Below are 19,075 nucleotides of genomic sequence, written 5' to 3'. Positions count from 1 at the left end.
AGGCATTCAAACCAGCACAATCGCCGCCGCCCAGCACGCAGTTACGGCGCAAATCTGATCCGTCCCGCGCCGGAAATATCATAGCCGCCGCAGTCGTCGGCTCGCTGCTGCATGGCCGGCGTTTTCAGGAAAGAGAAAAACGTTTGCAGCGGTGGCCGAAAATAATCGCGCTGCCTCACAACAAGGTCGAACCGTTCCCAGACCAGAGACACGAAGCCGAGGCCTGCTGCATTGGCGACGCTCCGCGTCGCGATGCCACAATCGGCCCAACCGTTTCGGATCGCTTGCGCAATATCGGGTCCTGTTGAACAGGGTGGAGAAACGATATTGAGCTTGCCGACGTCCAGGCCCTCGCGCGTCAGCAGCGATTCCAGCAGCAACTGGGCGCCTGCGCCCGCCGGCCGCACCGCCACCCGCACGCGCTTGTTCGCGAGATCGCAGATCGATCGAAAGCCTAGCGGATTTCCGTCAGCAACCACGATCCCCTGTTCACGCCGCGCGAAGGCAATCAGTACGGAATCATGGAGTACCGAAAGGCTCTTCATCGTTGCGACATTTTCATCGCTGTCGGCGTCGATGGCATGCAGATGAATGGCAGCGGCCAACGGCATTCCGTCGACAAAACGTTGAAGACCCGCCGCGCTCCCTTCGGGCAGGCTGGCAAGACCACTGCCGCTTTCCCGCAAGGCCCATTCAAGAAGCGGATCGTGACTTCCACCGACAATCGGCATGGGCTCCGTCCGCTTCATGCGCTCAGGCCGGGTCAGGCTATCAGCGATCCAGCGATCCAGCGATCCAACTCGGTCTGGGGAAACAACCACTTTCCGGTCGTCTTCGTGCAGAGGATCGCGTTCTCGGCGACCAGCTCGTACAGTTTCCGCTCCTTGATCCGGAGATACTCGGCCGCCTCGCTGGTCGTGAATAGCTGCATGCAAAATCCTGCGCCATTGCGCGTAACTTCCGTATTTTGCAAACAGAACGGGATTTGGCAAGGCAGCGCCTCAGGTCGAGGCTGTATCCTTCAATCTGACCAGGGCTTCGCGCACATGCGGCTCGAGCCCTGCACCGCCCTTGTCGAGATGTGCGAAAATCGTCGATCGCATGCGTGGATCCCAGAACTTCCTGATGTGCTCAGCGGTGCCCGCAACAGCTTCATCCGCTCCCTGACTGACGAAAAAATTGCCGATCTGGTTGGCCATATAAACCAGTTTCTCGGACGACTTGTCATGCGGCTGATCAAGCGACATGGGCGGCAACATCCTCTTCGATACGCACAGGGTGAGTAAAGACTTCAAATCCATCATCACGGGCGACGGCCACCAGCGTGATCCCGGCTGCCTCCGCGGTCCGCACGGCGAGCGCTGTTGGCGCCGACATGGCGACGATGACCGGCGCACCGATCACCGTGCTCTTCTGGATCATTTCGACCGACACACGGCTGGTGACGAACACTGCGCCGCCGCTGCCGGAGCGCCCCATGCGAGCCAAAGCGCCGCCAAGCTTGTCGAGCGCATTGTGACGGCCGACATCCTCACGCAAGGCGACAAGACCAGCCGACGGCTCCCAGAAGGCCGCTGCGTGAACGGCACGAGTCTGCAGATTGAGGTTCTGCAGGCGCGGCATGGCGGACAGGACCTGCATGATCTGGCGCGGCGACATGACAAAGCCGCTGCCCGACACGAAAGGCGCAGGCCGCATCGCATCGGACAGACTTTCCAGCCCGCATAACCCGCAGCCGGTCGGCCCGGCGATATGCCGCCGCCGTTCGTTTAGCTTTTGCGAATGGTCCTCACTCAGCCACATCCGCAATTCGATACCTTCGGCATGTTCGACGATGTCGAGTTTGGCGATGTCTTCGTGTCTCGTCACGATACCTTCGTGAAGACTGAACCCATACGCGAAGTCTGTCAGATCCTGCGGCGAAGCCATCATCACCGCATGCGAACCGCCGTTGTAGGTCAAGACAATGGCCGTCTCTTCCGGAATTCCCCGCATCCCGTTCGTCATGCCGGGACGCGCCGCCTCAGCACGCCACGACTTGCGGGGAACGATTGAAAAAGACGGGACCATTCGCCCTACTCAGCGGCTTCCATCGGAGCGATACGGCGGCTCTGCCGCGAGAATTCCTCATATTCTCGCTGCCAGTCCGACGGGCCGTTGGACGGCGTCACCTGCACCGCCGTCACCTTGTATTCCGGACAATTGGTCGCCCAGTCCGAGAAGTCGGTGGTGATGACGTTGGCCTGCGTGTCCGGGTGATGGAAGGTCGTGTAGACGACGCCCGGCGACACGCGATCGGTGATCTGCGCGCGCAAGGTGGTTTCGCCGGCACGGCTTCTCAGCTTGATCCAGTCGCCATCACGCACGCCGCGCTGCTCGGCATCATGCGGATGGATTTCCAGCACGTCCTCGGCATGCCACATCGAATTCTCGGTGCGACGTGTCTGTGCGCCGACATTGTATTGCGACAGGATGCGGCCGGTGGTGAGCAGCAGCGGGAAGCGCGGGCCGGTGCGTTCATCGGTCGCCACATATTCGGTGATGATGAACTTACCCTTGCCGCGTACGAAGCCGTTCACATGCATGATCGGCGAGCCTTCCGGCGCCTTGTCATTGCACGGCCATTGCACCGAACCGCGCTCGTCCAGCATCTCGTAGGAGACATTGGCAAAGCCCGGCGTCAGCCGTGCGATCTCGTCCATGATCTGCGAGGGATGGTCGTATTGCATTTCATAGCCGAGCGCCTTGGAGAGCATCAGCGTGATCTCCCAATCGCCATAGCCGTTCTTGGGCGACATCACCTTGCGCACGCGCTGGATGCGGCGTTCGGCATTGGTGAAGGTGCCGTCCTTTTCGAGGAAGGTCGAGCCCGGCAGGAACACATGGGCGAAGCGCGCGGTCTCGTTCAGGAACAGATCCTGCACGACGACGCATTCCATTGCTTCAAGGCCGGCCGACACATGCTTGGTGTCGGGGTCAGATTGCAGGATGTCCTCGCCCTGGATGTAGATGCCCTTGAAGGTGCCATCGACGGCAGCATCGAGCATATTCGGAATGCGCAGGCCCGGCTCCTTGTCGAGCGACACGCCCCAATCCATCTCGAACAGCTGGCGCGGCTCGTCGAGCGAGATGTGCCGATAGCCCGCCAGTTCATGCGGGAACGAGCCCATGTCGCACGCACCCTGCACGTTGTTCTGGCCGCGCAGCGGGTTCACGCCGACGCCGGGACGGCCGAGATTGCCGGTGCACATGGCGAGATTGGCGATCGCCATCACCGTGGTCGAGCCCTGGCTGTGTTCGGTGACGCCGAGGCCGTAATAGATCGAGGCATTGCCGCCGGTCGCATAAAGGCGCGCGGCATCGCGGATGGTCTGCGCGGGGACGCCCGAGACTTTCGAGACTTCCTCCGGGCTGTGGCGCTGATCGGCGACGAATTCGGCCCAATGCTGGAATTCTTCCCAGTTGCAACGCTCGCGGATGAAGGCCTCGTTGTAGAGGCCCTCGGTCACGATCACATGCGCGAGCGATGTGACGACCGCGACGTTGGTGCCCGGCAGCAAAGCGAGATGCTGAGCTGCCTCGATATGCGCCGACTTCACCATCTCGGTGCGGCGCGGATCGATCACGATCAGCTTTGCACCCTGCCGCAACCGCTTTTTCAAGCGCGATGCAAAGACCGGATGCGCGGAAGCCGGATTGGCGCCGATGATCAGCGCCACATCGGTCTCCTCGACCGAGTCGAAATTCTGCGTTCCGGCCGAGGTGCCGTAGGTCTGACCGAGGCCATAGCCGGTCGGCGAATGGCATACGCGCGCGCAGGTATCGACATTGTTGTTGCCGAAGGCGGCGCGGATCAGCTTCTGCACGAGGAATGTTTCTTCGTTGGTGCAGCGTGACGAGGTGATGCCGCCGACGGAATTCTTGCCGTACTGGCCCTGGATGCGCTTAAACTCGGAGGCGGCGTAATTGATCGCCTCGTCCCAGCTCACTTCGCGCCACGGCTCATGGATGCTGGAGCGGATCATCGGATTGAGGATGCGCTCGCGGTGGGTGGCATAGCCCCACGCAAAGCGGCCCTTGACGCAGGAATGGCCACGATTGGCCTCGCCGTCCTTGTAAGGCACCATGCGGATCAGTTCTTCGCCGCGCATCTCCGCCTTGAAGGCGCAGCCGACGCCGCAATAGGCGCAGGTGGTGACGACCGAATGTTCCGGCGCGCCGACCTCGATCACCTTCTTCTCGTTCAGAGTCGCGGTCGGGCAGGCCTGCACGCAGGCGCCGCAGGACACGCATTCCGAACCGAGGAAGCTTTCATTCATGCCGGCCGACACGCGGCTCTCAAAACCACGGCCGGAAATCGTCAGCGCGAAGGTGCCCTGCACGTCCTCGCAGGCGCGCACGCAGCGCATGCAGACGATGCATTTGGACGGATCGTAGGTGAAATACGGATTGCTCTCGTCCTTGGCGAGCCAGTTCTCGTTGGCGACGCCATCCTGCTTCGGGAAGACGTGGTTCTCGCCGTCATAGCCATAGCGCACATCGCGCAGGCCGACCGCGCCGGCCATGTCCTGCAATTCGCAATCGCCATTGGCCGAACAGGTCAGGCAGTCGAGCGGATGGTCGGAGATGTAAAGCTCCATCACGCCCTTGCGCAGCTGCTGCAGGCGCTGGGTCTGCGTCTTCACCACCATGCCGGGCATCACCGGCGTGGTGCAGGAGGCGGGCGTGCCGGGGCGGCCTTCGATCTCGACCAGGCACAGGCGGCAGGAGCCATAAGCGTCCAGCATATCGGTAGCGCAGAGCTTGGGGATCTGTGTGCCCATCTCCATCGCCGCGCGCATGATCGAGGTGCCTTCCGGCACCGCTATGGTCTGACCGTCGATGGTCAGTTCGATCATCTTTTCCGACTTCGAGCGGGGCGTGCCGTAATCAATCTCATGAACGAGCGACATCGGGCCTCTCCTATTCCGCAGCTTCCGGACGTGTGGGGGCTGCGCCAAAATCTTCAGGGAAATGGGTGAGCGCTGACATGACTGGATAAGGCGTGAACCCACCCAGCGCACACAGCGACCCAAACTTCATGGTGTTGCAAAGGTCTTCCAGCACGACGAGATTTTCAGCGCGCTTCTCATTCTTGATGATCCGGTCGATGGTCTCGACGCCGCGCGTCGAACCGAGACGACAGGGCGTGCACTTGCCGCAGGATTCGATCGCGCAGAATTCCATCGCGAACCGCGCCTGCCTGGCCATATCGACCTGATCGTCGAATACGACGATGCCGCCATGACCGATCAGGCCATCGCGCGCGGCAAAGGCTTCGTAATCGAACGGGGTGTCGAACAGCGACGGCGGGAAATAGGCGCCGAGCGGACCACCGACCTGCACCGCGCGCACCGGACGGCCGCTGGCGGTGCCGCCGCCGATTTCCTCGACCAGTTCGCCGAGCGTGATGCCGAAGGCCACCTCGAACAGGCCGCCATGTTTGATATTGCCAGCGAGCTGGATCGGCATCGTGCCGCGCGAACGGCCCATGCCGAAATCCTTGTAAAACTCCGGCCCCTTATCAAGAACGATCGGCACGGTGGCGAGCGACAGCACATTGTTGATGACGGTCGGCTTGCCGAACAGACCCTGATGCGCCGGCAGCGGCGGCTTGGCGCGAACGAGCGCGCGCTTGCCTTCGAGGCTCTCCAGCAGCGAGGTTTCCTCACCGCAAACATAAGCGCCGGCGCCCGACCGAACTTCGAGATCGAACATATAATCGGAGCCGCAGACCGACGCGCCCAGCATCCCGTTGCTGCGGGCGGCACGGATCGCGTCATTCATCACCGCGATCGCCAGCGGATATTCCGAGCGGCAATAGATATAGCCCTTGGTGGCGCCAACGGCGATGCCGGCAATCGTCATGCCTTCGATCAGCACGAACGGATCGCCTTCCATGATCATGCGATCGGCGAAGGTGCCGCTGTCGCCTTCGTCGGCATTGCAGACGATGTATTTCTGCGGCGCGATGGTCTGCGCCACCGTGCGCCACTTGATGCCGGTCGGAAAGCCGGCGCCACCGCGCCCGCGCAGACCGGACTGGAAGACTTCCTCGACAGAGGCTTCCGGACCAATCGTCAACGCACGCTCGAGCCCGCGATAGCCGCCATGCGCGCGGTAGTCGTCGAGCGAGACCGGATCGATAACACCACAGCGCGCAAACGTGAGACGGGTCTGCCGCTTCAGCCAGGGAATATCGTCGGTGATCCCAAGGCAGAGACGATGTGCGCCGCCGTCCAGCATGCCGGCATCGAGGAGCTCATCGATATCGCCCGCATCCACCGGGCCATAAGCGATGCGACCTCTGCCGGTCGCGATTTCCACCATCGGCTCAAGCCAGTACAAACCGCGCGATCCGTTGCGCACGATCTCGATCGAAAGACCGCGCCTTTTTGCAGCCTTCTCCAGCGCCACAACGACCTCGTCAGCTCCGACCGCAATGGCGCCCGCATCACGCGGGATGAAGACACGAATGCTCATCGCTGCACCTCCGCAAGGAGCGCATCGATCCGTCTTTCATTGAGGCGGCCGACCACGCGGCCATCCAGCATCGCTGACGGCGCTGTTGCACAAAGGCCGAGACAATAGACAGATTCGAACGTCACGCGCCCGTCTGCCGTCGTTTCACCCAGCGACACACCGAGCTTCGTCTCAGCACGCGCGATCAGCGCATCGCACCCCATCGACTGACAGGCTTCAGCCCGGCAGACTTTCAGAACATGCTGACCTGCGGGCTTGCGCCGGAAGTCATGATAGAAGGTGATGACGCCATGCACTTCGGCGCGCGATAGATTGAGCTTATCAGCAATCAGCGGCGCGGCGTCTTCAGGGATACACCCGAATGTGTCCTGAAATGCATGCAGGATCGGCAGCATCGGCCCTTCGCGATCCCTGAACTCCGCAATGATCGCCGAGGCGCGATCGACATTCCAAGGTTCGAATAAAGGCACGGCTTCCACTCTTCTGCAGATCAGAATGCAGAAAAACTAGATGAAAGCTCCGCTTAATCAATGCCGTGGGCACAATGGATCGATTGGGAAACATAATTGGCGGCAATTATAGCCGCCAGCAATCAATCGATTGAAGAATGTAAACATTGCCGCTCAGTGGACGAAAACCCCATTTTGTAAAGACGGCTTCGACAACACGCCTGCAAGCTGCCGCGCTTCGGTGATCAACGCACCGATTAATGGTGTCGTGACTTCGCGCTCAGGAATAACCAATCCCACGGCATGTGTGGCAGCCGGCTCGACGATCGGAATAGAGCGAATGCTATCGGTCAAACCGAGCGTATCAGCGAGCTTGGCTGGCATGATGCTGGCCCATTGCCCGGTGCGCACATGAGCAAACAGCACAATCATGGAATTGGATTCGAGTGTCGGCAATGGCTCGACACCGGCCGCGCGCAGCAGACGATCAATGATCCGCCGGTTTTGCATGGCTGGCGTCAAAAGACAGAGCGGCACCTTGCCGACCTCAGCCCAGGTGACCTGATCGCGATTGCCAAGCGCGCCGCTCGGCGAGGTCAGAAGCCTGTATTCCTCCTCGTATAAGGGCACCGTGCTGACGCGCCCCAAGGGTTCGTTGTCGAGATAGGTGATGCCGGCATCGACTTCGAGATTGTCGATCATGCCCAGCACCTCGATCGAGGTTTGCGAGAGAATGCTGAATTTCACATCGGGATGCTTCGCGCGGTAAGGCGTCGTCAGCATCGCGCTCATCGCAAGGGCAGTAGGAATGGCGGCGATCCGCAGGTGTCCCGAGAGGCCGCGCTTGAGCGCATCGACCTCCTGATGCATCGCCCGGGTATCGGCAACGATGCGGCGGGCCCACTCGAGAACACGCTCGCCCTCCGGCGTGAAGCCGCGAAACCGCGCCCCACCCCGCTGCACCAGAAGCACCCCGAACGAATCCTCAAGGGTCCTGATAGCGATCGACAATGTCGGCTGACTGACACCACAGACTTCAGCAGCCCGGCCAAAATGGCGTTCACGAGCCAGCGCGATGAGATATTCGAGTTTTTCGATCATACCGAAGAGCATTACCAGCTTCGGTCACGCATAAGCTACGACAGACGCTATGTAGCAAGGCTCCAACGGCTATCGATCAATTGGCGGTGGCTATTATGCTTGCGATCCGAGTCCCATAGGGTTTGGCTATGACATGAGCGACCAAGCCGCCTGAAGCGTTTGGCCTGCTCGATCTCCAAGCCTCCGTACTCATTGCGCCACCGGTTGTAGCTCTGCTCCGCTATCTCGGTTTCCTTGCAGGCTTGACCGATCGTCCGCCCCTGCGCAACAGCACATCGATTTGACGGAGCTTGGCACGCCGCCGCGTCTCGACATCTTGCAGAAGTGGCGCCGATCTTATTGCATCGGGAGCGGCGGCTTGCAGGCTGCGATCCTCGAGCGTGACCGCTGCAAGAAATCTTTGGAAATTTCCGCAGACTAAATGGATTTTTTAGTCTGCGGCCACTGTCGCGCTCGATCACGAAACAGATTGTTTATCAAGTCAATGAGTGGCGCGCCGGTCGGAATAAAATTGCGAACATCTATGTTATTGAAATATATCTATAATTTAGATTCTCAACACTATGAAGGATATTGAGGTTTCTGCGTTGACATGGGCTCCCGCCTCTCGGGTGGTCGTCTCTGGCGCAGGTTGGAGCCGCGATACTCTAATGGTCCTGCTTCATCAGGCGCTGCGATCTTCGCGGATCATCGCGGCAGCCTTCTCCGCGATCATCATCGTCGGCGAATTCGTGTTTCCGCTGGTGATCGTTGGCATCACCGATGCGTCCACAACACGCAATCCGGATATACCACGAACGTTCAAGCGACCATCCAGCACCGCCATAGGATCATCCTCAGCACCCATTTTTGCGGTACCAACGGGATGAAAGATCGTTGTCCCGACATCCACAGCAGCGTTCAAAAGCTCATCATCACTCGTGAGATGCGCGCCCGGCTTGTATTCCTGCGGTCTGAATTTCTGCAATGACGGTGCTGATACGACACGCCGGACCAGACGTAATGCATCGACGGCTACACGCCGATCCTCAAAGGTCGACAGATAGTTGGGCTGAATCGCCGGCGCAGCGGCGGGATCGACACTACGGATTTCAACTGTTCCCCGGCTTGTTGGCCGGAGATTGCAGATGCTGGCCGTAAACGCCGGGAACGGATGCGGATCGTCGCCGAACTTGTCGAGCGATAACGGCTGCACATGAAACTGTAGGTTTGGGGTTTCATATTCTGCCGACGACCGCGTGAAAGCGCCGAGTTGCGAGGGTGCCATGGTCAAAGGGCCGCGCCGGCGCAGGCCATAATCGAACGCCATCAGCGCCTTGCGAAGAAACGATCTGTATTGCTCGTTTAGCGTGCGGACGCTTTCAACCTTGTAGATTGGCCGCAATTGCAAGTGGTCCTGCAAATTCGTTCCCACACCCGGCAAATCGCGCAGTACCTCGATATCGTGCTGCTGCAGCAAACCGCCCGGGCCAATTCCCGATAGCTGCAATAACTTTGGCGTTGCGACCGCTCCGGCCGAGAGGATCACCTCGCGTCGCGCTCGAACTTGTCTCTTCTCGCCGTTCTGCAGGAATTCGACGCCAACAGCGCGCCCGTCTTCAAACAGAATCCTGGTGGCGAGCGCACCGGTTTCCAGATTCAAATTGGACCGTTGCAATGCAGGGCGCAAAAAACCGTGCGCTGCCGACCAACGCCGGCCGTTCTTCTGATTGACCTGGAAGTAGTCGATGCCTTCATTGTCGCCTGTATTGAAATCCCCGGTACGCGGAATACCGCTTTCAACTGCTGCATCCGCAAAGGCATCCAGAATGTCCCAGCGCATGCGCGGCTGATCGACCCGCCATTCGCCACCGCTGCCATGATGTTCGCTTGCACCGAGAAAGTGGTCTTCCTGTTTGAGGAAGAACGGCTTCACATCGTCCCAACCCCAGCCGACAAGACCAAGCTGTTGCCAGCGATCGTAATCCTCACGCTGGCCGCGCATGTAGATCATCGCGTTGATTGCTGAACACCCGCCGATCACCTTGCCGCGTGGATAGTTGAGCGCGCGGCCATTCAGCCCCGGCACCGGCTCGGTCCTGAACATCCAATCCGAGCGTGGATTGCCGATCGCGAACAAGTAGCCGACCGGAATATGAAACCAGATCCAGTTGTCGCGCCCGCCGCCTTCGAGCAGGCACACAGAGTCCGCCGTATGCGCCGTCAGTCGATTGGCCAGCACACAACCAGCGGACCCCGCTCCGACAATGACATAGTCAAATGTTTCAGCTTTCATGGCCACGGCATCTGTAATCTTGCGCAAGTCACCGCCCCGTGAACACGGGCTTGCGCTTCTCGACAAAGGCCCTCTGTGCCTCCCTCGCATCCTCACTGTGCGAGAGTGCGACCGTGATCGACTGCTCGTAGCGATAGCCTTCCCGCACCGGCATCTCGGCAACCGTATTGAAGCCGCGCTTGGCTGCCTGAACCGCCACCGGGCTTTTGGCCGCGATAATGCGGGCAATGTCCAGGGCCGCCGGCAGCAATGCCTCAGTCGGCAGAATCTGCTCGACGATGCCAAGCCGATAGAACTCCTGGGCCGGCACTTTGGCCCCTGTGAAATACATCCAGCGCGCCTTCGACTTAGACAGATGCTCCATGATGAAGCTCTGTCCACCCGAAAGCCCAACATCGACCTCCGGCATCACGCCATAGGCAGTGTCCGACATCAGCATGATGTCGCAAGCCAACATCAAGGCAAGCCCAGCGCCGATGGCGGGCCCGTTGACCGCCGCTATCACGGGCTTGGTGCAGTCCGCCACGGCATAGAAGAACTCGCGCGTCAGCCGGTTATGTCGAAGATAATCCCCCGGCTCCTGCACCATGCCGACGCGTTCCTTGACATCCGCACCGGCCGAGAAGGTCTTTCCCGCGCCGGTCAGCACCACGACCCGGACATCGTCGCGATCACTGAGCTGATCAAAGACCGTGATCGCCTCCTCACGCGCCTCCCGATTCTGTGCGTTCACGGGCGGGCGATCGAAAGTCACGATTGCGATGAAGTCGGCGACCTCGACCTTGAAGTTCTGGAACGGCATCGGGGCACTTTCTATCGATCAGAGAACTGGCATGCGCGTTGGCGCATCGGCAGAAGACAAACGCTGATGGCCACCAATCAGCAAGCAGGCTCTGCGCCGAGTGAACGCAAAGCACCTTTGCAAGATGCACAAGGCCACTCAGGCGCCAGCTGCGGCTCTGGCCTCGAACTCGGCCACAGCATCCATCAACGCCGGCACCGCATAGGTGCAGGTATGGACGGCGATCGCACTGGCGAGTTGCAACACCTCGGAGATCTCGGCGGCACTGGCGCCGAAGCGGATTGCCTCCCGCATGTAATGGCGCGCACCCTCGCGATTCAGCAATGTCGGCGAGGCATGAAAAGCGAGCAGGACAAGCGCCTTGGTCTTATTCGGCAAGGGGCCGGCTTGCCACGCCGCCTGCCGGTAGCCAAGAAACCCCTCGGCAAACTCCGGAGCCAGCGCGAGCACGGCATCTCCGACAGCGGGCCATGAGCCGGTCGCGGCACGGTAATCTTCGCGCAGCGCGGCGTGCCTCCGGTCGGGTTTGGGGGCAACTGCGTCCGGCATCTCCTCAGCCAGGATCGAGAAGCCGAGTTCATGTGTCGAATGGGCGGCGGCACTGGCGGTGAGCAGGATGACCTGCAGGATCTCGTCGCGGGTTGCGCCGAGCCGCAGCGCATCGTCCATGTGACGGCGCAGGCCGCTTGCATAGAGATGCGTCACCGCGCCATCGACGGCTATGTAGATGAATTCGCGCACCATGGGTTCGAGGGCGCCGGAGCGCCACGGCGCCGATTGGAAGGCGAGATAGGCCTTGAGAAAGGGTGGCGACCAGGCGATCAACCCTTCGTGGAAGCGGTGCCAGTAGCCGCGCAGGCCGATGATCTCGTCTTTGAGCGACTGGAGCGGGGGAGTAAGCATCACGACGGCTCTCTCGGCGCGCCGGCGATTCTCCCGAAAGCGCCGCCTTGCCGGTAGTCAGCGATTTCCGCCTCGCTCAAACCGAACTGCGCCAGCACTTCGTCGGTGTGCTCGCCGATCTCGGGGGCGGGGCGGCGGACGCTGCCCGGTGTCGCCGCCATGCGGAACGGTGAGCCTACTGCCTTAATCCGCTTGCCATGGCGCTCGTAACTGACAACGCCGCCGACCGCGGCCAATTGCGGATGGTCGGCTGCCTCACCGATATCGTTGACCTTGGCGACGTTGACTTTGACGGCGCCAAGCCGCGCAACGATTTCGGCACAGCTTAGTCTCGACGTCACCGCGCTCAATGCCGCAACAACCTCGTGCCGGCGCGAGAGCCGGGCGCTGGAGTGCAGGAATTCCGGCCGATCGAGAGCAGCGGCATCTAGCGCGCGAGCGCAACGCAGCCACATCTCGTCATTGGGCGCGATGATGATGACCATGCCGTCGGAGGCCGGAAAGGCCTGATTCGGAACGCTGAGATGGTTGGCGGTCCCCATCCGGCCATGGGTATTCCCGCTAATCCAGTAGTCTGCGTAAAAATAGTTCATCAGATGGGCCGAAGAGAGCAGCAGCGAAGTATCGACCTCCTGGCCCACGCCGGTCCGCTCACGGTGGAACAGCGCCAGCGAAATCGCGCTGACCAGGCCGAGGCTGGCATGCAGATCAATCGCCGCGGTGCCACAGCGCACCGGCGGCCGGTCGGCATCGCCGGTGATGCTCATCAGCCCTGAATGGGCCTGAAGCGCCAAGTCATTGGCTCCAAAATCGGCGAGCGGCCCTTCCGCGCCATAGGCATAGAAGGTCGCGTAGACCAGGCGCGGATTGAGCGCTTTCAGGTCGTCATAGCCGAGGCCCCATTTCGCCATCGCGCCAGGCCGGAAATTATTCAGCACGACATCGACATTGGCAGCGATCCGGCGGGCGACACTGCGCCCCGCCTCGCAGCCGAGATCGAGCGCAAGCGACAGCTTGTTGCGATTGAAGGCGAGGAAGGACGGGCTGATGCCTCCGAAGGCCGCAAGCTCATCTTGGGTCGCGCCGAAATAGCGCGCATCGTCGCCGCGCGTCGGCTCCTCGACCTTGATCACGTCGGCGCCAAAATCCCCCAGGATCTGGGTCGAATCCGGCCCCGCAAAAACGCGGGAGAAATCAAGCACGCGAATGCCATCGAGCGCACCCGGCCTAGGCGACATGAACCAGTGCCTCTCCGACCGTGAGCTTCTTGCCGGCATCGTCCTCACACCAGACATCGAGCGCGTAGCTTGTCACGCCGGCCACGGCCTGCGCGACCGAAGTCACTCGGACCGCCGCGATCACGATCTGATCCTCGTAGATCGGTGCGATATATTTTGTTCGCAGGCGGCTGCGGCTGGCGACGGCCTCACCGAACAGATCGCAGAGCAGGCCCTGGATCCAGTTGGTCGAGATCATGCCGTCGGCGATGATGCCGGGCAGCCCGTTCTTACGGGCATAAGCGTCGTCGTCATGGATGGTCGGCGGCTGAGTGTGGATGCGGCCGTCATCGGCGCCGATGGTTGGCTGTGCATCGACATACCAACGCATGCGCTCGCGCGTCATCGGACGTGGTGCGGTGCGAATCTCGGTACCGGGCTGCAAAGGGAGACGGGGTCCGGTCATGATGCGGCGGCCTCTTTCGCAACGTCCTTCTGGGCGTAAGCCAGCAGCACGGTGTCGCGGTAGCTGACCAGAAGGTGCCCGTTAGAAATATCGTGCAGTTCCATCTCGATGATCATCATGTCGCGTCCGCGCTTGGTGAAGCGCTGCGTGACGCGGCCGCCGACAGAGAGGCGCGCACCGACCCTCACCGGCTCATGCATGGTGCAGTCGTACTCATAGTGGATGCGCGCATCCGGTCCGGTGCCGGCTGGACAGGCGTGGTTGTAGAGTCGCAGCTTGTCGAGATGGATCAGCGTCGGCGGCATGACGAGCCCTTCGCGCAACCCCTGGAAGAATGGGTGATGCATCTCGTTGGCATGCGCATATTCCCGGATCACGAACGGGCTGAGCACATACTCCACCGGCCCGAGCACATCGCCCGTATCCAGATCGCTCACATAACGGCCGACTGCCAAGTGCGCCTCCTCCGTAAGGTTGGGCAGTCCTAGCAAGGGCGTCCGACAAGCGGAATCGTCGGCCGGCGGAGAGCATGCTTTCCGGATTCGCAAAGCTGCCACGTGGGGGCGGGTGGGCAGCTATCTTTGCATCTTCATTGCGGCATGGCCCGCCATGCCTTACAGCTTTGCAAAAAATGGAGGGACCGCGCGTGGAATGGGTCCGAACGCTGAAGCTGTTCGTCAGTGTCGTGCATAGTGGCAGCCTGTCGGCGGCGGGGCGCAATCTCGGCTATTCGCCGGCATCGGTTTCGCGCCACATGACAGCGCTGGAGACCCAACTCGATGCAAAGCTGCTCAACCGCAGCAGCCGCAAGCTCGCGCTGACCGAGGCAGGCGAGACTTATTTCCGGCAGGTCGAGCAGATCCTGCAGCACCTCGCCGAGGCCAACGACAGCGTCGCCCAGATGCAAGCCGCCCCACGCGGCGTCCTGCGGGTGCATTCGCGCATGCTGGTGGGCGAGCATGTCATCGTGCCTGCCTTGCCCGCCTTTCTGGCACGCTATCCCGATATCACGGTAGATCTAGCGCTCTCGAACGGTGTCGTGGCGCTGGTCGAGCAGAACTTCGACGTCGATATCCGCATCGGTAAACTCGTCGATTCCTCGCTGATCGCCCGCAAGTTGACATCGAGCGCCCGCATCGTCTGCGCCGCGCCAAGCTATATCGCCAGTCATCCGCCAGTACTGCAGCCGGGCGATCTCGCCGCACATAACTGTCTGACCTATCGGGTCAACCTCGGACAGACGGTCTGGCGTTTCCGCAGCGATGACGACCGGGTCCTCGAGGTCCCGGTCGATGGCAGTTTCCGGACCGATAATGGCCAGAGCCTGTTGCGCATGATCAAGGCCGGGCTCGGGGTCGGGCTGATGCCGGACTGGTCCATCCAGGACGAACTGGCAAGCGGGGAGCTCGTGCGGCTCTTCCCCGAGCATCAAGTCAGCCATATCGAATTCGAGAATGGCGTCTATGCCGTCTACCAGAAGACAAGACAGGCGACGACGAAGGTCAAACTCTTCGTTGACCACCTCGTCTCGGTCTTCCGAGAGCGACTGGCCTAAAGCCGAAATCGCTTATGGCATCGTTGCAAGCGGGCGGAAGCGATACTTTCCCGCTCCATCGCGCTCGACTGTTCCGCCGTAGGGCCGACCAAAATGGCCGGGCAGAATGATCGCGCCGGTGTCGGCCGCATAGGCAAGGATGCGCGCCCGGGTCGCCCTCGCAAGGTCCTGATTCTCGCAATATTTGCTGTTGATCTCAGGCATAGGAACCTGGATCGGCTGATGCATGACATCGGCGATAAACACGGCCTCCTCGCCGCGCGAGCGCAGGCGCACTGCCATCTGGCCCGGTGCATGACCGGGGACCGGCATCAGATCGATGCCCTCGGCCAGGGTCTCGTCACCGTCGACAAGACGCGCGAGACCGGCCTCCAGGATCGGTTCGACGCTGTCGATGAAAGGCTGATGCAAGGCCGGGGGCTGGTCGGCAGCTCCGGCCTTAGGATCGCGACAGGCGACCTCGCTCTTCGACATGACATAGGCCGCACGTGGAAAGGTCGGCTGCCAGCGCCCGTCGACCAGTTGCGTATTCCAGCCGACATGGTCGACATGGAGATGGGTCAGAATGACCATGTCGACAGACTCGGGCGTAACGCCGGCCTTGGCAAGCTTGTCCAGGAAGGGGGCCTGGCGCTGGTGGAAGCGGGGCGAGGCGGGACGCTGCTTGTCATTACCACCACCGGTATCGACCAAAATCGTCAGCGTTGGGGTCTTGACCAGCCAGACATGGATCGAGGTGACGAAGGCATTTGCGGCCTCGTCGAAATAGTCCGGCACCAGCCAATGGCGGTGCTGAGAGAGCGCAGCCGCGTCGAAGCCGGCGAAGGTAGCGGCCGGTTCGGCCAGCACCATCTCCTCGATCCGCGTGATCTCGAAATCGCCGACTCTAATCATTCTATCGTTCTCCCGATGTTGCTTGTGTGGAGGGTACAGCGCCGCGCGGGCAGCAGCGTTGCACATGGCACAATGATGCTTTGCGCTTCTTTCTCATTTTGGTACCCCCGCCATGCCGTTAGCGTTCCGCTTCAATGACACGGGTCGCGGATCAGCGCCGATTCGGAGTTTCGGGGGGATGGGCGCCGGCGTATGCGGGATTTGCTGACACTTGAGGGAATTACCCTGGGCTTTGGCGGCATCCAGGCGCTGTCGGACGTCTCGGCGTCGGTGCGCGAGCATAGCGTCACGGCCGTGATCGGCCCAAACGGTGCGGGCAAGACCAGCCTGTTCAACGTCATTTCCGGCTTCTACCGGGCCAATGCTGGCACGGCCCGTTATGATGGACACGACCTCCTGGCGACACCAAGCAATGCCCGAGCCCGCATGGGGATCGCCCGCACCTTTCAGAACATCGCTCTGTTCCAGGGATTGAGCGTCCTGGAGAACATTAAGCTCGGCGCCCATGCCGACCTCCGGGCAAACCTGCTCAGCGCCAGCGTCTTCCTGGGGCCGGCGGCAGGCGAAGAGGCCGCGCTGACGCGCCGCATCGACGAAGAGATTCTTGAGCCACTCGGGCTTGCCGAGATTCGTGACAGGCCGGTCGCAGGACTGCCCTATGGCCAGCAGAAGCGGCTCGAACTGGCGCGCGCCATGGTGATGCGGCCACGACTGCTGATGCTGGACGAACCTTTCGCAGGAATGCCGCCACCTGAAAAGCGCCGCATGGCCGAGGCGATCCGCAGCTTCATGCGCACGGGTGGCGTTACCACCCTGTTGATCGACCACGACATGGAGGCGGTGATGGGGCTGTCCGACCATGTCGTCGTGCTGAATTTCGGCAAGGTCATCGCCGCCGGCGACGTCGCCATGGTGCGCCGGCATCCAGACGTGATCGAAGCCTATCTTGGCGCAGCATGAGCGATCAGAGCGTGCTCCAGTTTATCGAATACAGCATCATCGGCATCGCCTCGGGCAGCATCTATGTGCTGGCTGCGCTTGGCTTCGTGATCATCTTCAAGTCGAGCAGCGTCTTCAATTTCGCCATGGGCGAGATGATGATGTTCGGCGCCTATCTGTTCTTCATGGCCGACCAGCAGCTCGGGCTCGGCTGGATGGCAGGGCTTGCGGCGGCGTTCGCCGGCTCCGCGGTACTGGCGCTTGCAATCGAGCGCGGCCTGTTGCGACACCTGCTCGGCCGGCCCGCCGTCGTGCTGGTGATGGTGACGCTCGGTGTCGGCTCGATCATCCGCGGCGTTGCGGCGCTGCTTTGGGGACCGAACGTGCTCCAGCTCTCCGAGATCCTGCCGCGCAAGCCGATCTTCATCGGCGAACTGCTGATCCCCGGCAAGCTTGCCTGGGGCTTCGTCGGCGTCAGCCTGATCGCGGCGGGCTTCGTCGCCTATTATCGCTTCTCGCGCGCAGGCCTGGCGATCCGCGCAACCTCCTCCGACCAGGTCACGGCCGAAGGGCTCGGCATCAACATCCGGGGCGTGTTCTCGTTGACCTGGATCCTCGCCGGCATGCTCGCCGCCGCATCGGGCATCATCGCGGGATCGGTCAATGGGGTGACGCCGCAGCTCGGCCTCGTCGCGTTCAACGTGCTCGCCGTCGTCATGCTCGCCGGTATGACCAGCGTCGGCGGCGCCTGCATCGCTGGCCTCCTGATCGGCTGGATGGAGACACTTGTCGGGGCCTATCTCGGCGCCGCCTGGCAGAATTTCTTGCCCTATCTCGTCGTCCTGCTGGTCATGGTGGTGAAACCGACCGGGCTGTTCGGCGAAAACCGGATCGAGCGCATCTGATGGCCAGCGCAAGCACGACCCTTTCCGCGCCCGCGAGCCTCGGTCTGCGGATCTCGCCGCGCGTCCAGCTTGGTCTGTGGCTAATGCTCGGCTTGGGATTGGTGTTCTTTCCCGCCTTCGCGGGAGTTTATTTCGTCTACATGGCCTCGCTCATCGCGATCAACATCATCGCGACCGTCGGCCTGAACCTCACCGTCGGTTATGCCGGCCTGCTGTCGATCGGCCATTCCGCTTTTCTCGGCGTCGGCGCTTATGTCAGCGGCCTGATGTGGTTGCATCTGGGCACACCGCTGCTGGTCAATGTTGCAGGCGGGGCGCTCGCGGCCTTCGCCGTCGGGCTTGTCTTCGGCATTCCCGCGCTCAGGATCAAGGGCGTCTATCTCGCCATCGCAACGCTGGCGGCACAATACTCGCTCTACTTCATCTTCCAGCAATGGACGAGCGTGACCGGCGGCGATCGCGGCCTGTCGCTGCCTCGACTCGATGTGTTCGGCATGGGCGAGACGGGATTCTATTACGTCGCCATCGCCATCATGGTGGCGCTGCTGGTGGCGGCGCGGAATCTGTTCCACACCCGCATCGGACGCGCCTTCATCGCCGTGCGCGAGCGTGACTACGCAGCTGAAGTGCTCGGCATCAACGTAGTGCGCACCAAGCTACTCGCCTTCGGCCTCGGCGCCGCCTTCGCTGGTGCAGCCGGCGCACTCGGCGCCGCCTTTTTGCGCATCGTTACGCCCGACCAGTTCACGCTGTTGGTCTCGGTCTTCTTCCTGGCGGCAGTCGTCGTCGGTGGGCGCGCTTCGATCCTCGGCTCGATCCTGGGCGCGGTCTTCATGACCCTGATGCCGGAGCTGCTGCAATACGGACTGACAGCGGTCGGCAAGGGCGCCGACCTTGCCGGCCTGATCGCGCCCTTGCGCGAGATCATTTTCGGCTCGCTGATCATCGGTTTCCTGCTGTTCGAGCCGCGCGGGCTGGTCGGGCTGGTCGAGCGAGCATTCGGGCGGACCGAGACCTTCGATTCCCGGCCGGAGGGCTGAAGGCGCC

19 protein-coding genes are annotated in these 19,075 nt (G+C 61.6%); 4 read left to right on the top strand and 15 right to left on the bottom strand.

The window, feature by feature from the left end:
* Positions 1-41: 41 nt before the first annotated feature.
* From CAK95_RS12315 to CAK95_RS12255, 14 genes are all read right to left on the bottom strand, one after another.
* Positions 42-731, bottom strand: a complete 690-nt coding sequence (locus CAK95_RS12315; protein ID WP_245303732.1) for a substrate-binding domain-containing protein — start codon at positions 729-731, stop codon at positions 42-44.
* 32 nt (positions 732-763) lie between these two features.
* Positions 764-931, bottom strand: a complete 168-nt coding sequence (locus CAK95_RS29955) for a helix-turn-helix domain-containing protein (RefSeq protein WP_245303731.1) — start codon at positions 929-931, stop codon at positions 764-766.
* Positions 932-1,001: 70 nt separating this feature from the next.
* Positions 1,002-1,247: a formate dehydrogenase subunit delta gene (locus tag CAK95_RS12310; RefSeq protein WP_086088182.1), complete on the bottom strand. Its 246-nt coding sequence runs from the start codon at positions 1,245-1,247 to the stop codon at positions 1,002-1,004.
* Positions 1,237-2,070 (bottom strand): formate dehydrogenase accessory sulfurtransferase FdhD, encoded by an 834-nt coding sequence (fdhD, locus tag CAK95_RS12305; RefSeq protein WP_086088181.1) that lies wholly within the window; start codon positions 2,068-2,070, stop codon positions 1,237-1,239. Before fdhD ends, CAK95_RS12310 begins: the two co-directional genes overlap by 11 nt.
* A 5-nt stretch (positions 2,071-2,075) precedes the next feature.
* On the bottom strand, positions 2,076-4,952 hold the full coding sequence (fdhF, locus tag CAK95_RS12300) for a formate dehydrogenase subunit alpha (protein ID WP_086088180.1): 2,877 nt from the start codon (positions 4,950-4,952) through the stop codon (positions 2,076-2,078).
* 10 nt (positions 4,953-4,962) lie between these two features.
* Positions 4,963-6,522: a formate dehydrogenase beta subunit gene (locus tag CAK95_RS12295; RefSeq protein WP_086088179.1), complete on the bottom strand. Its 1,560-nt coding sequence runs from the start codon at positions 6,520-6,522 to the stop codon at positions 4,963-4,965.
* Positions 6,519-6,992, bottom strand: coding sequence for a formate dehydrogenase subunit gamma (locus CAK95_RS12290; RefSeq protein ID WP_086091372.1), 474 nt, complete (start codon positions 6,990-6,992; stop codon positions 6,519-6,521). Before CAK95_RS12290 ends, CAK95_RS12295 begins: the two co-directional genes overlap by 4 nt.
* A gap of 153 nt (positions 6,993-7,145) precedes the next feature.
* Entirely contained in the window at positions 7,146-8,072 is a 927-nt protein-coding gene (locus CAK95_RS12285) for a LysR family transcriptional regulator (RefSeq protein WP_086091371.1), read from the bottom strand.
* Between the two features lie 664 nt (positions 8,073-8,736).
* A complete protein-coding gene (locus CAK95_RS12280) occupies positions 8,737-10,347 on the bottom strand; it encodes a GMC family oxidoreductase (RefSeq protein WP_086091370.1) in 1,611 nt (536 codons plus the stop codon).
* Positions 10,348-10,375: 28 nt separating this feature from the next.
* Positions 10,376-11,149 (bottom strand): enoyl-CoA hydratase/isomerase family protein, encoded by a 774-nt coding sequence (locus tag CAK95_RS12275; protein WP_086088178.1) that lies wholly within the window; start codon positions 11,147-11,149, stop codon positions 10,376-10,378.
* 138 nt (positions 11,150-11,287) lie between these two features.
* Entirely contained in the window at positions 11,288-12,052 is a 765-nt protein-coding gene (locus CAK95_RS12270) for a carboxymuconolactone decarboxylase family protein (protein WP_086088177.1), read from the bottom strand.
* Entirely contained in the window at positions 12,052-13,290 is a 1,239-nt protein-coding gene (locus CAK95_RS12265; RefSeq protein ID WP_086088176.1) for a CaiB/BaiF CoA transferase family protein, read from the bottom strand. The genes CAK95_RS12270 and CAK95_RS12265 overlap by 1 nt, the downstream gene beginning before the upstream one ends.
* Complete coding sequence (locus tag CAK95_RS12260; RefSeq protein WP_086088175.1) at positions 13,280-13,735, bottom strand: MaoC family dehydratase; 456 nt, start codon at positions 13,733-13,735, stop codon at positions 13,280-13,282. Before CAK95_RS12260 ends, CAK95_RS12265 begins: the two co-directional genes overlap by 11 nt.
* Positions 13,732-14,190 carry a hypothetical protein gene (locus CAK95_RS12255; protein ID WP_086088174.1) on the bottom strand — a complete coding sequence of 153 codons (459 nt, stop codon included), beginning with the start codon at positions 14,188-14,190 and terminating at the stop codon, positions 13,732-13,734. The genes CAK95_RS12260 and CAK95_RS12255 overlap by 4 nt, the downstream gene beginning before the upstream one ends.
* 191 nt (positions 14,191-14,381) lie before the next feature.
* On the opposite strand from CAK95_RS12255, the gene CAK95_RS12250 reads away from it, so the two are divergent.
* Entirely contained in the window at positions 14,382-15,290 is a 909-nt protein-coding gene (locus CAK95_RS12250; protein WP_198343834.1) for a LysR family transcriptional regulator, read from the top strand.
* Between the two features lie 12 nt (positions 15,291-15,302).
* Here the strand turns inward: CAK95_RS12250 and CAK95_RS12245 are convergent, their stop codons facing one another.
* Positions 15,303-16,184, bottom strand: coding sequence for an MBL fold metallo-hydrolase (locus CAK95_RS12245; protein WP_198343833.1), 882 nt, complete (start codon positions 16,182-16,184; stop codon positions 15,303-15,305).
* Positions 16,185-16,376: 192 nt separating this feature from the next.
* On the opposite strand from CAK95_RS12245, the gene CAK95_RS12240 reads away from it, so the two are divergent.
* The 3 genes from CAK95_RS12240 to CAK95_RS12230 are packed head-to-tail and all read left to right on the top strand — an operon-like array spanning position 16,377 to position 19,068.
* Complete coding sequence (locus CAK95_RS12240) at positions 16,377-17,144, top strand: ABC transporter ATP-binding protein (RefSeq protein ID WP_086088171.1); 768 nt, start codon at positions 16,377-16,379, stop codon at positions 17,142-17,144.
* Complete coding sequence (locus CAK95_RS12235) at positions 17,141-18,028, top strand: branched-chain amino acid ABC transporter permease (RefSeq protein ID WP_086088170.1); 888 nt, start codon at positions 17,141-17,143, stop codon at positions 18,026-18,028. The genes CAK95_RS12240 and CAK95_RS12235 overlap by 4 nt, the downstream gene beginning before the upstream one ends.
* Positions 18,028-19,068, top strand: a complete 1,041-nt coding sequence (locus tag CAK95_RS12230) for a branched-chain amino acid ABC transporter permease (protein WP_086088169.1) — start codon at positions 18,028-18,030, stop codon at positions 19,066-19,068. Before CAK95_RS12235 ends, CAK95_RS12230 begins: the two co-directional genes overlap by 1 nt.
* Positions 19,069-19,075 lie beyond the last annotated feature (7 nt).

Source organism: Pseudorhodoplanes sinuspersici, assembly GCF_002119765.1.
In the GTDB taxonomy this organism is placed as follows: domain Bacteria; phylum Pseudomonadota; class Alphaproteobacteria; order Rhizobiales; family Xanthobacteraceae; genus Pseudorhodoplanes; species Pseudorhodoplanes sinuspersici.
Note: the sequence above shows the minus strand (reverse complement) of the source record. Positions and strands in the feature narration are given on the sequence as shown.

Coding starts and splice junctions, on each gene's coding strand:
- CAK95_RS12315 (WP_245303732.1), bottom strand. CDS start 731: ATGCCGATTGTCGGTGGAAGTCACGATCCGCTTCTTGAATGGGCCTTG.
- CAK95_RS29955 (WP_245303731.1), bottom strand. CDS start 931: ATGCAGCTATTCACGACCAGCGAGGCGGCCGAGTATCTCCGGATCAAG.
- CAK95_RS12310 (WP_086088182.1), bottom strand. CDS start 1,247: ATGTCGCTTGATCAGCCGCATGACAAGTCGTCCGAGAAACTGGTTTAT.
- fdhD (WP_086088181.1), bottom strand. CDS start 2,070: ATGGTCCCGTCTTTTTCAATCGTTCCCCGCAAGTCGTGGCGTGCTGAG.
- fdhF (WP_086088180.1), bottom strand. CDS start 4,952: ATGTCGCTCGTTCATGAGATTGATTACGGCACGCCCCGCTCGAAGTCG.
- CAK95_RS12295 (WP_086088179.1), bottom strand. CDS start 6,522: ATGAGCATTCGTGTCTTCATCCCGCGTGATGCGGGCGCCATTGCGGTC.
- CAK95_RS12285 (WP_086091371.1), bottom strand. CDS start 8,072: ATGATCGAAAAACTCGAATATCTCATCGCGCTGGCTCGTGAACGCCAT.
- CAK95_RS12280 (WP_086091370.1), bottom strand. CDS start 10,347: ATGAAAGCTGAAACATTTGACTATGTCATTGTCGGAGCGGGGTCCGCT.
- CAK95_RS12275 (WP_086088178.1), bottom strand. CDS start 11,149: ATGCCGTTCCAGAACTTCAAGGTCGAGGTCGCCGACTTCATCGCAATC.
- CAK95_RS12270 (WP_086088177.1), bottom strand. CDS start 12,052: ATGCTTACTCCCCCGCTCCAGTCGCTCAAAGACGAGATCATCGGCCTG.
- CAK95_RS12265 (WP_086088176.1), bottom strand. CDS start 13,290: ATGTCGCCTAGGCCGGGTGCGCTCGATGGCATTCGCGTGCTTGATTTC.
- CAK95_RS12260 (WP_086088175.1), bottom strand. CDS start 13,735: ATGACCGGACCCCGTCTCCCTTTGCAGCCCGGTACCGAGATTCGCACC.
- CAK95_RS12245 (WP_198343833.1), bottom strand. CDS start 16,184: ATGATTAGAGTCGGCGATTTCGAGATCACGCGGATCGAGGAGATGGTG.
- CAK95_RS12240 (WP_086088171.1), top strand. CDS start 16,377: ATGCGGGATTTGCTGACACTTGAGGGAATTACCCTGGGCTTTGGCGGC.
- CAK95_RS12235 (WP_086088170.1), top strand. CDS start 17,141: ATGAGCGATCAGAGCGTGCTCCAGTTTATCGAATACAGCATCATCGGC.
- CAK95_RS12230 (WP_086088169.1), top strand. CDS start 18,028: ATGGCCAGCGCAAGCACGACCCTTTCCGCGCCCGCGAGCCTCGGTCTG.